This is a genomic window from Shinella sp. GW821-FHT10F02 (genome assembly GCF_058809275.1).
The window spans coordinates 508,586-521,807 of sequence record NZ_JBXASL010000002.1; the positions used below are offsets into that span (position 1 = coordinate 508,586).

Sequence of the window (13,222 nt, forward strand, 5' to 3'; positions counted from 1 at the left end):
GGAGCGCTTTCGGCTGAATTTCCTGCGCTCCAAAGGCACTAAGCAGCCATGAAACGCCGATTTTCCCGCCCTGCTTGTCAAAGCGACAAAAATGATCGCAGATAGGACCATGTCAGAGTCTCAAAACACCCGCGCCCTCGCGCCCCGCCGCCATGGCGAGATTCTTCGCCGCCTCGCTGCGGATGGAACGGTCAGCATCACCGCGCTTGCCGACTTCTTCGACGTGTCGCGGCAGACGATCCGCCGCGACCTCAAACGCCTGGCGGACCGCGGCCAGCTCGATCTCGTGCACGGCGGCGCCACCCTGTTCGAACCGACCGAGGCGGCTTTCACGGAGCGGCGCGAAGAGAATGCCGGGGCCAAGGCGGCAATCGGCCGCGCCGCCGCCGATCTGGTACGCGACGGCATGGTGGTCTTCCTCGATTCCGGCACCACGACGCTCGCCGTCGCGCAGGCGCTGACCGAGCGCAAGAACTTGACAATCTGCACCACGTCGCTGTCCATCGCGCTGCTGATGTGCCGCCAGCCGCTGGTGCGCGTACACATGCTCGGCGGCGAGATCGACCCGGTGGAGGAGGCCGCGGTCGGCATCGATGCGCTGGAGGCGATCAGCCATTTCCGGGTGGATGTCGCCTTCCTCGGCGGCGGCGGCCTGTCGCCGGATGGCGAGGTGACGGACTTTACGCGCAGCGGCGCCGAGCAGCGCTCGCGCATGGCAGCACTGGCGGGAAAAGCCTATTTCGTGCTCGACAGCTCCAAGTTCGGTCGGCTCACGCCGCTGCGCATTCCGCGTTTCGAACTGGCTGCCGGGGTGATCGTCGACCGCCGTCCACCGGAGGCGATCTGCGAGGCGCTGGAGCGAAAGGGGCCGAGCCTGATCGTCTCGACGTGAGATAATGTAATCTTTTGTAACTTTTTGTCTTGTTATCTGCCGGTGCCTTGTTACAGTACGGCCTTCCATGGTTCCGGGAGGTCGTCACATGGCACAGGATTTTCCAACGCAGGCACAGGTCGTCATCGTCGGTGGCGGCATCATCGGCTGTTCGGTCGCCTATCATCTGAGCAAGCTCGGCTGGCGCGATGTCGTGCTGCTCGAACAGGGGCAGCTCAGCGGCGGCACCACCTGGCATGCCGCCGGTCTCGTCGGCCAGTTGCGCAGCCACGCCAACATGACGAGCCTCATCAAATATTCCACGCAGCTCTATAGCGAGCTGGAGGCCGAAACCGGGCTCGCCACCGGCTGGAAGAATTGCGGCTCCGTTTCCGTTGCCCGCACGGCCGACCGCATGACCGTGCTGAAGCGCACCGCCGCCTCGGCCCGCGCGCAGGGTGTCGACATCGAGGTGATCTCGCCGAAGGAGGCGCAGGACCTCTGGCCGGTCATGGCGATCGACGATCTCGCCGGCGCCGTCTGGTTGCCGGGCGATGGCAAGGCCAATCCCACCGACCTCACGCAATCGCTCGCAAAAGGCGCGCGCAACCGCGGTGTGCGCATCTTCGAGCGCGTGCGGGTGACCGGCATCACGACCAGGAACAGCGTCGTCACCGGCGTCGAGACCGACCGCGGCACGATTGCCGCCGAGATCGTCGTCAATTGCGCCGGCCAGTGGGCGCGCAAGGTCGGCCAGATGTGCGGCGTCCCGGTGCCGCTGCATTCAGCCGAGCACATGTATATCGTCACCGGCAAGATCGAGGGCGTGCATCCGGACCTGCCGGTCATGCGCGATCCGGACGGCTATATCTATTTCAAGGAAGAGGTCGGCGGCCTCGTCATGGGCGGTTTCGAGCCGGAGGCCAAGCCCTGGGGCATGGCCGGCATTCCGGACGATTTCGAATTCGCCCTCTTGCCGGATGACTGGGACCAATTCGAGATCCTCATGCAGAGCGCGCTGGAACGCGTGCCGCAGCTTGCGACCTCCGAGGTGAAGAAGTTCTACAACGGCCCCGAAAGTTTTACCCCGGACAACAACTTCATCCTCGGCGAAGCCCCGGAACTTAAGAACTTTTATGTCGGCGCCGGCTTCAACTCGATGGGCATTGCGAGTGCCGGCGGCGCCGGCCGGGCGCTGGCGGAGTGGATCGTCAACGGCGCGCCGACCATGGACCTCTGGCCGGTCGACATCCGCCGTTTTGCCGGCTTCAACAACAATCCGCGCTGGCTGCACGACCGCGTCAAGGAAACGCTCGGCCTGCACTATGCCATGCCCTGGCCGAACCGGGAGCTCGACACCGCACGCCCCTTCCGCCGCTCGCCGCTCTACGACCGGCTTGCCGCCAAGGGCGCCTGCTTCGGCTCGAAAATGGGCTGGGAACGCGCCAACTGGTTTGCCGGCGAAGGCGAGACGCCGGTGACGGACTATGCCTTCGGCCGGCAGAACTGGCACGAGGCCGTGAAGCGCGAGATGGCCGCGACGCGCGAGGCCGCCGGCCTCTTCGACCAGACCTCCTTCGCGAAACTCCTCGTGCAGGGGCGCGATGCCGCCGCAGCGCTGAACCGCATCTGCGCCGCCGAAATCGACGTCGCCATCGGTCGGTCGATCTATACGGGCCTCTTGAACGCACGCGGTGGCTATGAAAGCGACCTTACGGTGCTGCGCCTTGCGGCAGACCGCTTTCTCCTCGTCACCGGCTCCGCGCAGGCGGTGCATGATGCGGACTGGATCCGCAAGAACATTCCCGCCGACGCCCATGTCACGCTGACCGACGTCACCTCGGCCTATGCCGTCCTGGCACTGATGGGGCCGCGCTCGCGCGACATTCTCAGACGCCTCACCTCCGCGGACCTTTCGAACGAGGCCTTCCCCTTCGCGACGGTCCGCGAGATCGATATCGGCTATGCCACGGCCTATGCCAACCGCATGACCTATGTCGGCGAACTCGGCTGGGAGCTGATCGTGCCGACGGAATTCACCGTCGGCGTCTACGAGGCCTTGCAGGAGGCGGGCCGCGACGTCGGGCTCGTGGATTGCGGCTATTACGCGCTGGAAGCGCTGCGGCTGGAAAAGGGTTTTCGCGCCTGGAGCCGGGAATTGACGCCGGATATCAACCCTTACGAGGCGGGTCTCGCCTTCGCGGTCTCGCTCGACAAGCCGAGCGGCTTCATCGGCCGGAAAGCGCTTGTGGAAGCCAAGGCGAAGGGCATCCCGGCGCGTCGCATCGTGCAGTTCACCGTGGACGATCCGTCGCCCATGCTGTGGGGCGGCGAGCTGGTGCTGCGGGATGGCAAACCGGTCGGCGAAGTCCGCTCGGCCGCCTATGGCCACACGCTCGGCCGCGCCGTGGCCCTTGCCCTCGTCGAACATCCGTCCGGCGTCGACAAGGACTTTTTGACCAGTGGCCGCTTCGAGGTCGAGCTTGCCGGCGAGCGCTTCGCGGTCACGGCCTGGCTTTCCCCGGCCTATGACCCGAAGAGCCTGCGGGTCAAGGCGTAGCGATCACGCCACGCCCAGCGCTTCGGCGGAAATCCAGAACACCGCATCCTGGGATTCCGCCGTTTCCAGCCAGAGGAATTCCAGATGGGGGAATTCCTCCTCCAGGATTTCCCGGCCCGAACCGATCTCGCAGATCATGCCGCCGCCGGGATTGAGGCGATCGCCTGCCGTTGCCAGGATCTGGCGCACGAGATCGAGCCCATCCTCGCCGCCGTCATGCGCCATCTGCGGTTCGGCGCGGAATTCGGCGGGGAAAGCGCCCAGCGCGGCGTGGTCGACATAGGGTGGGTTGGTGATGATCAGGTCGTATCTCCGGCCGGCAAGCGGCGCGAAGAGGTCGCCTTCATGCAGGGTGACCTGATCCTCCACCTCGTGTTCAGCGAGGTTCAGCCGCGCCACGTCCAGCGCGTCGGCGGAGAGATCCACCGCATCGACCGCGGCATAGGGGAAGAACTTTGCGGCAAGCACCGCCAGGCAGCCGGAGCCGGTGCAGATGTCGACGGCGCTGGTCACCGCCATCGGGTCGGGCAGGAAGGACGAGCCCGGCGAATTCACATATTCGTTAAATAGGATCTCGCCGATATGCGACCGCGGTACGATCACCCGCTCATCGACAAGGAACCGCACGCCCTGGATATAGGCGCGGCCGGTGATGTAGGCGGAGGGTTTGCGGGTCGTCACGCGCGTCTCGATGCGCTCGGCGAGCAGCTTGCGTTCCGAGGGAAGCAGGCGGGCATCGAGGAAGGGATCGAGCGCGTCGATCGGCAGGTCGAGCGAATCGAGCAGCAGGAAGGCGGCATCGTCGCCAGCGGTCGTCGTGCCGTGGCCGAAGCTGAGGTCGGCGGCGTTGAAGCGGGAAATCGCATAACGCCAGTAATCGCGCAGCGTCACGAGTTCGCGGGTAATATCGTCCTGGGTCAACGCACTCTCACTTATTTGCTAAGACGGTGCTTTAGAATCAGAAAGGCCGGCGGGTCAACCGATCCCGGGACATATGGCAGGTTTCAAGGACGGCGTCATGAAGGACATTCGCAAGCGGCAGAAACCGGCCGCTCCTCGAAAGGTAGAGCCGGCGCCGGGCGGCAAGCGCGTCACGCTGCCACGCGCGCTCTCCAAGCTCGGCTATTGTTCACGCACGCAGGCCGAAGAGCTGATCGCGGCGGGACGGGTGGCGCTTGCCGGCCGCGTGGTCACCGATCCGGCCACCTGGGTCGATCTTTCGAACGCGGTGATCGCCGTGGATGGCAAGGCCGTCGCGGCGGAAGAGCGGGTCTACCTGATGCTCAATAAGCCGCGTGGCCTCGTCACCACAAGGCACGATCCGGAAGGCCGGCCAACGGTCTACGACTGCCTGAAACAGCTCGACCACGCCCATCTTTCTCCTGTCGGCCGCCTCGACAAGGCGAGCGAAGGCCTGCTGCTTTTTACCAACGACACGGAATTCGCCCAGGCGCTGCTCGATCCCGAAACCCATGTCGCAAAGACCTATCACGTCCAGATGGACAGCCTTGCCGACAACGCGCTTCTCGACGCCCTGCAGGCCGGTGTGCGCCATGACGGCGAATTGCTGCGCGCGAAAAGCGTGCGGAAGCTGCGCGAAGGCGACAAGAATTCCTGGCTCGAAATCGAACTCGACGAAGGCCGCAACCGCCAGATCCGCCGCATGCTGGAGGCGATGAACATCGCCTGCCTGCGGCTCGTGCGCGTCTCGATCGGCAATCTCGCGCTCGGCGATCTGGAAAAAGGCGCGGTGCGGGCGCTGGAAGACGGCGAGGTCGAGGGCCTGCGCCGGCTCGTCGCGTCCCGCATCGCCTAGAGAGCGGCGACCGGCCGTTTTTCCGCCGGCGGAACCGCGCGGGTCGCCAGTTTTCCGACCGGAACGTGGCAGCGGATGAAACCGCTGCCGGTGGCCTGCACCGGCGGCCGCGTCTCGGCGCAGACGCTGCCGACCTGTCGGGGACAGCGGCCGGCGAGCGGGCAGCCGATGCCCGGCACCGGCTTTGAACCCGGCATGGCCGCCGGGCGGGAGACGTAATGGTCCTTGCTGAGGCCGGGTGCCGCCTCCAGCAGCATCTCGGTATAGGGATGCAGCGGTGCGGCGAGCAGGGTTTCGGTCTCTGCCAGCTGCATCAATTCGCCGCGATAGAGCACCGCCACCCGGTCGGCGAGCTGCTGTACGACGGCGAGATCGTGCGAGATGAACAGCATCGCGACGGCGTGTTTCTCCTTGAGGGAGCGCAGCAGTTCGACGATGCGCGCCTGCACCGAGACATCGAGCGCCGACAGGATCTCGTCGCAGATCAAAAGTTTCGGATTGACCAGCAGCGCGCGGGCAATGGCGATGCGCTGCCGCTCGCCGCCGGAAAGCTGCTCCGGGAACCGTTCGAGATAACCGGCATGCAGGCCGACATTCCCCAGCACGGCCTCCAACGTTTTCTCATCGGTCTTGATGCCGAAATGGTCGAGCGGGCGTTCGAGGATCGCCCGGATGCGGCGGCGGGGATTGAGCGAGGCGTCGGGGTTCTGGAAGATGTATTGGATCTGCCGCAACTGCTCGACGGATCGGCTCTTCAGCGCCGGATCAAGCAGGCCGCCATCGAGGCTGATCAAACCCGCGCGCGGCGGCAGGCGGCCGCTGATAGCGCGGGCAATGGTCGACTTGCCGCTACCGGATTCGCCCACGAGCGCCACCACTTCGCCGCCGCGCAATTCGAGATCGATATCGCGCACCACGGACGGGCTGATGCGGCCGAGGAGTTTGTCGAAAAGGCCCGGCTTTCGATAGGTGAGATCGAGGTCGGCGATCGAGAGCAGGCGCTCCGGCTTTGCCGTGGCCCTTTCGTCGAGCCGCGGCTTGACGGCCGGTGTCTCCGGCACCGCCGCCTCCCGCCATTTCATGCAGGCGACAGTGCGGGCGTCCGCGACCGGCTCCAGCACCTGCGGCGTGCTGCGACAGGCGGCGGTCGCGAAATCGCAGCGCGGCTCGAATTTGCAGCCGGTGGACATCTGGTCGCGGCGCAGCACGCCGCGCAGGCCGCGCGCCTGCCGTTCCGTGCCGTCGACGGTCGGGATCGAGGCGATGAGGCCGCGCGAATAGGGATGCGCCGGTGCCGCCAGCAATTGATCGCAGGGCGCGACCTCGACGAGCTGGCCGGCATACATGACGCCCACCCGGTCGGCGATCTGGGCGAGCAGCGCTAAGTCATGCGTCACGTAGAGCATCGCCATGCCGATGCGGCTTCTGAGATCGCCGAGAAGCTGGATGATCTGGCGTTGCGTGGTGACGTCGAGGCCCGTCGTCGGCTCGTCCAGCACCAGCAGGTCGGGATTGCAGGCAACCGCCATGGCGATCGTCACCCGCTGCTGCTGGCCGCCGGAAAGCTCGTGCGGATAGCGATGGCCGACATCCGGTAGGCCGACCAGCGCAAAAAGCTCGGCGATGCGGGCCTGCATGGTCATGCCGGGCGGCAAGGCCTTGTGGGTGGCGATCATCTCGCGGATCTGCGAGCCGACCCGCATGCCGGGGCTGAGCGAGGTCGTCGGATTCTGCGGCACCAGCGCGATGCGTTTGCCGCGCATTCGTCCGAGCGATTTTGCGTCGAGTTTCAGCAGGTCGGTGCCGTCGAACAGCACCTCGCCGGTCTGCACCAGGCTGTTGACGGTGCCGTAGCCGAGCAGGCGGTAGGCGACGGTGGACTTGCCGCAGCCGGATTCCCCGACGAGCCCAAAGGCCTCGCCGCGCGCGATCTCGAAGGAGACGCCTTGGACGACATTGGTCCAGCCGGCGGGGCTGCCATAGGCGATGTTGAGATTGCGGACTTCGATGAGGTTTTGCATTTTACGCTCCCGCGGCGGCCCGCTGGCCAAGCATGCGCGACAGGCCATCGGTGAACAGGTTGAAGCCGATGACGAGGGAGGCGAGGCCGAGGCCCGGGCCGAACACCGTCACCGGCGAGGCGATCAGCAGGTTGCGGTTCTCGCTGATCATCAGGCCCCATTCCGGCGTCGGCGGGCGAATGCCGAAACCAAGGAAGCCGAGCGCGCCGATGAGGATGGGCGCATAGCTGAGGCGCAGCGAGAACTCGACGAGCAGCACATTGGCGGCATTCGGCAGGATTTCGCGCCAGACGATGGACCAAGTGCCTTCGCCGCGCAGCTCCGCCACGGCGACATATTCCCGTGTCGCGATTTCCATGGCGGCAGCGCGCGCGATGCGGGCGATGCGCGGCGCATAGACGAGGCCGACGACGAAGACGATCAGCACCGGCTCGCCGGCAAGCGCCGGGCCGGCGGCGATGATCATGACCAGGGCGAGCGCCAGGAAGGGAATGCTGATCATTGCCTCGACGATGCGCTGCGTGATTTCGTCGAACCAGCCGCCGATGTAACCCGAGAGGAGACCGAGCGCGGTGCCCGCGACCATGCCGAGAATGGTGCCGGCGAAGGCGAGCAGCAGCACGATATGCGCGCCGTGCATGAAGCGGCTGAAGACGTCGCGGCCGATCTGGTCGAGGCCCATCGGATGTTGCCAGGACGCACCCGAAAGCGGCAGGCCCGCGCCCATTTCGGCAAAGCCATAGGGCGTCCAGAAGACCCCGATGAGGGCGAAGAACGCGTGGGCGAGAAGGATGACCGCGCCGACCTTGAAGGGACCGGGCGTGGCGCGCCAGCGGGCGGCTTCGAACCGGGCAAGGCGCTTGGCGGGGGGAGAGGTGATCGTGCTCATCGGCTTGCCCTCAGGCGCGGTTGCAGCAGGATGGCGAGAACGTCCGCCACGAGATTGGCAGCGACATAGACGGCGGCGCTGATCATCACGGTCGCCTTGATCAGCGGGATATCGCGCAGTTGCAGCGCATCGATCAGCAGCGTGCCGAAGCCCGGATAGGAAAACACCCGCTCGACGATGACGACACCGCCGATGAGGAAGCCGAGGTTCAGCGCCGTGACGTTGAGCGCCGGCACGATGGCGTTCGGCAAGGCATGGCGGAAGAGCACGGCACGAGGGCGCAGGCCCTTCAATTCCGCAAGGCGCACATAGTCCGAGCGCAGCACCTCGATCAGGCTGTCGCGCAGCACGCGGATGGCATAGACCGCCATCATGATGGCGAGCGTCACGGCGGGCAGCACCATGGCGCGCAGCGTCTCCTGCCAGGTGCTGGCCTCCGAGATCGTCGCGAGTGCCGGCAGGATCGGCACGGCGACGGCAAACAGGAAGAGCAGCATCGTCGCCAGCAGAAAGTCCGGCAACGAAAGCAGGACAAGCGTGATGACCGAGATGACGTTGTCGACAGCCTTGCCGCGGTTCGTCGCCTGGATGATGGCCGGCACGAGTGCCAGCACGAGGTAGATGACGAAGGCGAAGAGCGAAAGCAGCAGCGTGTTGACGATGCGGGGGCCGAGCACGTCGGCGATCGGCCGGCCGGTGGCGATTGACACGCCGAGATCGCCGCGCAGGAAGTCCCCGAGCCAGTGGAAATAGCGCACCAACGCCGGCTGATCGAGATGGAGCTGGCTGCGCAGCACTTCCAGCGCCCTGGCGGTCGCGTCACGGCCGAGGATACGGGTGGCGACATCGCCGGGAAGCGCCTCCAGGATCAGGAAGATCAGGACTGAGACGAGGAGCAGTGTCAGCGCCGAGAAGAGGATTCTGCTGGCAAGCAGGCGAAAAACGCTCATGTCGCATCCAATCCCACGGAAACGAGGGCGGCATCCGCCGTCACGGTGTCTGGAATGAAGGCGGCATCGGTCTTGAGGTCGCCCTCCCAGATGTAGAGCAGCACCAGGGGCCGCTCGGCCGAAAGCGTCGCATGCGGCAGCCACGGCGGATGGTGGATGATTTCATCGATCCCGCGGCGGGTCCAGTCCGCCGTGCCCGCCCGCCAGAAGGAAGGGGCGGTGACCGTATAATAGAGCTCGTCGGCGGGGTGGTGATGCAATGGATAGTGCGTCTTCGGCCCCAGAAACATCAACCCGAAGGCGATATCGGGATCTTCGATTAGCGTCGGCGGGCCACCCTGCGGGCCGCAGATGACGCCGTAGCCGTAATTCGCGCCGAAATCGCTGCTGGGCGGGTTGGCGAGATAGCTGGTGCTGCGGGTAATGTGGACGGCCGGCAGGAGGGCGGCAAGCGCCCGGGCAAGCGGCGTTTCGGTCGCTGCGAGTTCGGCCTCGCAAGCCGTCTGGATCGGCACGCGGCCCGGCGCGACGTCGCGAATGGGCGGCAGGCGCTCGGCAAGGCGGCGGAGCCGGGCGGCGTGCGAGCGCGAGACGGGCTGCGTGTCCTGCTCAAGCGCATCGGCGAAACAGATGAGGAATGTGGTCAGGGCGGAAGTGGTCATGCAGCTATCCTCTTCCACGGGGCGGATTGCCCCGTGGATGCGGTTGTCTTGGGCTTGGGTAAAAAGGGCGGTTACTCGCCGCAGCTCAGGTTCGCATAGTCGATGCGGTTCACGTCGACATTCGGCTGGTAGCCGGTGCAGCCCTTGCGCAGGCCCGCGACGACGGAGGTGAAGACCGGCAGGATCATGCCGCCTTCATCGGCGACGATGCGCTGGGCATCGCGGTAGAGGGCGTTGCGCTCCGTCTCGTCCGCCGTCTGGCCGGCCTTGACGACGAGCGCATCGAAATCGTCGCGTTTCCAGTGCGTTTCGTTCCATTCCGACTTGCTGTTCAGCGACAGCGTCAGGGCTTCGGCCGGCGGGCGGGCACTGGTGTAGGAGATGACGGCCGGTTTCTTCAGCCAGATCGTGTCCCAATAACCTTCCGCCGGCGAGGTGATGACGTTGACGCGGATGCCGGCGGGAGCAGCCATCTGGGCATAGACCTGGGCGAGCAGCATCATGCCGGGATAGGAATCCGAGGTGTAGAGATCGAAATCGATGCCACCCGCGTGGCCGGCCTCTGCCAGCAGCGCCGTAGCCTTCTCGACATCCGCCGTCTGGGCCGGCGTGCCGATGCCGAGCGGCGAGGAGAGCGGGATCGGCGTATCGCCGCCGACCTCGCCGTAACCGAGCAGCACGGTATCGACGATCTTCTGGCGATCCATCACCAGCTTCATCGCCTGGCGCACCTTGACGTCGTCGAAGGGCGGCGTATCGGTCCACACCGCAACATAAAGCGAGGTCGCGCCCGGCGTCGCGGCAAGCTCGACGGCGGGGTTGTCCTTGAGCGTGATGAGGCTCGCCGGATCGACCGTCAGCGACAGGTCGACCGTGCCCGACAACAGCGCGGAAAGCCGGGAGGTCGGCTCCAGGCTGGTGGTGATCTCCAGGCACTCGGCCTTCGGCAGGCCGGCGCGCCAATAGGCCGGGTTGCGCGCCATCACGCGCACGGCGCCGTTGATGGTGAAGGTCTGCTGGACGAACGGGCCGGTGCCGTTGCCCTTGACGCGCAGCTCCTCGGCCTTGGCACCCTCGGGCACCATCAGCGCATATTTGGTGGCGATCAGCATAGGCAGCTCGACGACGGGCTGCTTCACCTTGAAGCGCACCGTATGGTCGTCGACGGCGGTGATGCCGTCTGCATCGAGGAAGGCGAGGGTGGAAAAACCACCCGGCGAGATCGCCGGATCGAGCAGGCGGCGATAGGAGTAGACGACGTCCTTTGCATCGAAATCCGAGCCGTCGTGAAACTTCACGCCCTTGCGGAGATGAAAGGTCCATTCCGTCGCGTCCGCATTGGCTTCCCAGGATTCGGCCAGCACCGGCACCGGCTGCATCGTGTTGCTGCGGTCGACGAGCGGCTCGTAGACCGCGCGGATGTGGTAAACGCTGTCGGTGCCGATCAGTGCGGCCGGGTCCATCGTCTGCTTTTCGCCGTCGGATTCGTAGCCGAGCACGCGCACGCAGCTTTGCTGGGCAAAGGCCGCCGTCGAAAGCGCGCAGCCGGCCATGGCCACGGCGAGCGCCGTGGTTCTCAGAAGATCTCGTTTCATTTCGGTTCCCCGTTTTCGGATTATGGCGGGAGTATGAAAACGGGGCGCCCGCCTTGCAAACGATTAGAATTAACGTCTACATGAGTAAAATTCATGTGGATTGCGAAAAATGGTCCGGCGAATCCTGCCGCCCCTGACGACGCTGAGGGCCTTCGAGGCGGCGGCCCGGCTCTTGAGCTTCAAGGCGGCCGCCGAAGAGTTGCGCGTCACGCAATCCGCCATCAGCCATCAGGTCGCCTCGCTGGAGCGCAATCTCGGCACGCCGCTCTTCCTGCGGCTGCCCGGCCGCGTCGAACTCAGCGAGGCGGGCGCGATCTACTTTCCCGTCGTGCAGGACGCGCTCGACCGGATCGCGCTCACCACGGATCTCATCCGCCAGACCAACACGCCGGCCGCGCTAACGGTGCAGGTCTATGTCACCGTCGCCGTGCGCTGGCTGATCCCGCGGCTGCAGACCTTTAAGGAAGCCTCGCCCGAAGTCGCCGTCAGCCTCGATGCGAGCCTGCTCGACTGGGAGTTCAACCCCGACCGCGCCGATATCGGCTTCATCTACACCCGCACGCCCAACCGGCCGAACCTGACCTATACGCTTCTGCGCCGCGAGCGGCTCGTCGGCGTCTGTTCGCCCGCCATCGCCAAGGCGATCAAGGCGCCGGATGACCTGCGCCATTTCTCGTTCCTCGCCGTCAGCGGCACCACCGAGGACGCCGCGACCTGGGCAACGAGCGTTGGTGCCACCGCCCACTCGCAAAAATCCTCGCCGCTCTTCGACAGCAACCTGCTCGCCATCGAGGCGGCGATCAACGGGCAGGGCCTCGTCGTCGTGCCGGCCTTCCTGGTGGAAAGCGATATCGCGAGCGGCACCCTCGTCGCCCCGCTCGCCTCCGACGTCATGCAGCCCGGCGGCTGGTATCTTGTCCATCTGGAACGGCGCGGCAACGAAAAGGCGCTGCGCAAATTCGTGCAATGGCTCCAGAGCCAGGTGTGAGGTCAGCCTCAGTCGAACCGGTCAAGAAAATCGAGAACCGCGCGGTTGAACAACTCCGGTCGTTGCAACGGCGCGAAATGGCTGACGGCGGGGAGAACCACCAATTCGGCACCGGGAATGGTGCGGGCCAGATAGTCCGCATGGTCGCGCCGGATGAATTCGTCGTTCTCGCCGATCACCACGCAGACCGGCACTTTGATACCGCCGAGTTGCTCGGCGCTGTAGTTCGGCTCGCTTTCCATCATGCGCGATACGTCGGCCACGAATGTCTCGAAGTCGCCCGGCGTTGCTGACAGCGCCTGGTAATCCTGCCGGTGGCGGTTGAAGCAGCGGTCGACCACCGGTGTCGGCTTGAAGGGAAGCGCACCGCTCGGGTCCATGTTGCAGGCGAAGAAGAACACGCCGGAGACGCGCTGCGGGTGCTCGTCGGCAAGGATGAGCGCCGTGCAGGCGCCATCGCTCCAGCCGACGAGGCTCGCCGTTTCAAGGCCGAGATAATCCATCACCGCCAGCACGTCATCCGCCATGCGGACATAACCGAACGGCGCGGCATCTCGAGTGCTGCGGCCATGGCCGCGGCTGTCGATCACGACGACCGTGCGACCGGACTGCACGAGCGCCGGCACCTGGTAGCCCCAGTTTCCGGCATTTCCCAATCCGCCATGCAGCAGGATGACGGCCGGTCCAGCGCCATGGACGGCATACCAGATGCGCGCACCGTCATTCGCGACAAAACCTTCTGCGGTGGAGGCCGGGAGCCGCGGCGGGCCGTCCCTCTCGAACATCAACAGCTCGTCATCCGTCCCCTGCATGGGCGCCTCCCTTGTCCTTCAAGGCCAAGGACGATCGCATGGACGGCTTTCCGACAGC

11 protein-coding genes are annotated in these 13,222 nt (G+C 65.6%); 4 read left to right on the forward strand and 7 right to left on the reverse strand.

The window, feature by feature from the left end:
- Positions 1-109 precede the first annotated feature (109 nt).
- Together AC1RWL_RS08240 and AC1RWL_RS08245 are read left to right on the forward strand one after the other, a co-directional pair.
- Complete coding sequence (locus AC1RWL_RS08240) at positions 110-892, forward strand: DeoR/GlpR family DNA-binding transcription regulator (RefSeq protein ID WP_493094218.1); 783 nt, start codon at positions 110-112, stop codon at positions 890-892.
- Between the two features lie 88 nt (positions 893-980).
- A complete protein-coding gene (locus tag AC1RWL_RS08245; protein ID WP_493094219.1) occupies positions 981-3,431 on the forward strand; it encodes a GcvT family protein in 2,451 nt (816 codons plus the stop codon).
- A gap of 3 nt (positions 3,432-3,434) precedes the next feature.
- Here the strand turns inward: AC1RWL_RS08245 and prmB are convergent, their stop codons facing one another.
- Positions 3,435-4,352 (reverse strand): 50S ribosomal protein L3 N(5)-glutamine methyltransferase, encoded by a 918-nt coding sequence (gene prmB, locus AC1RWL_RS08250; protein WP_493094220.1) that lies wholly within the window; start codon positions 4,350-4,352, stop codon positions 3,435-3,437.
- 106 nt (positions 4,353-4,458) lie between these two features.
- On the opposite strand from prmB, the gene AC1RWL_RS08255 reads away from it, so the two are divergent.
- Complete coding sequence (locus AC1RWL_RS08255; protein WP_493094473.1) at positions 4,459-5,247, forward strand: pseudouridine synthase; 789 nt, start codon at positions 4,459-4,461, stop codon at positions 5,245-5,247.
- On the opposite strand, the gene AC1RWL_RS08260 is transcribed toward AC1RWL_RS08255, so the two are convergent.
- The 5 genes from AC1RWL_RS08260 to AC1RWL_RS08280 form a co-directional block, all read right to left on the reverse strand.
- Positions 5,244-7,268, reverse strand: a complete 2,025-nt coding sequence (locus AC1RWL_RS08260) for an ABC transporter ATP-binding protein (RefSeq protein ID WP_493094221.1) — start codon at positions 7,266-7,268, stop codon at positions 5,244-5,246. The two genes, AC1RWL_RS08255 and AC1RWL_RS08260, sit on opposite strands and share 4 nt — an antisense overlap.
- Position 7,269: 1 nt before the next feature.
- On the reverse strand, positions 7,270-8,157 hold the full coding sequence (locus tag AC1RWL_RS08265) for an ABC transporter permease (protein ID WP_493094222.1): 888 nt from the start codon (positions 8,155-8,157) through the stop codon (positions 7,270-7,272).
- Complete coding sequence (locus AC1RWL_RS08270) at positions 8,154-9,107, reverse strand: ABC transporter permease (RefSeq protein WP_493094223.1); 954 nt, start codon at positions 9,105-9,107, stop codon at positions 8,154-8,156. Before AC1RWL_RS08270 ends, AC1RWL_RS08265 begins: the two co-directional genes overlap by 4 nt.
- Positions 9,104-9,769 (reverse strand): dimethylsulfonioproprionate lyase family protein, encoded by a 666-nt coding sequence (locus tag AC1RWL_RS08275; protein ID WP_493094224.1) that lies wholly within the window; start codon positions 9,767-9,769, stop codon positions 9,104-9,106. The genes AC1RWL_RS08270 and AC1RWL_RS08275 overlap by 4 nt, the downstream gene beginning before the upstream one ends.
- A gap of 71 nt (positions 9,770-9,840) precedes the next feature.
- Positions 9,841-11,364, reverse strand: a complete 1,524-nt coding sequence (locus AC1RWL_RS08280) for an ABC transporter substrate-binding protein (protein ID WP_493094225.1) — start codon at positions 11,362-11,364, stop codon at positions 9,841-9,843.
- Positions 11,365-11,473: 109 nt separating this feature from the next.
- Between AC1RWL_RS08280 and AC1RWL_RS08285 the strand changes: the two genes are divergently transcribed.
- Positions 11,474-12,352 (forward strand): LysR substrate-binding domain-containing protein, encoded by an 879-nt coding sequence (locus AC1RWL_RS08285; protein ID WP_493094226.1) that lies wholly within the window; start codon positions 11,474-11,476, stop codon positions 12,350-12,352.
- Between the two features lie 8 nt (positions 12,353-12,360).
- Here AC1RWL_RS08285 and AC1RWL_RS08290 read toward each other — a convergent pair whose 3' ends face one another.
- Entirely contained in the window at positions 12,361-13,164 is an 804-nt protein-coding gene (locus tag AC1RWL_RS08290) for an alpha/beta fold hydrolase (protein WP_493094227.1), read from the reverse strand.
- Between the last annotated feature and the right edge of the window lie 58 nt (positions 13,165-13,222).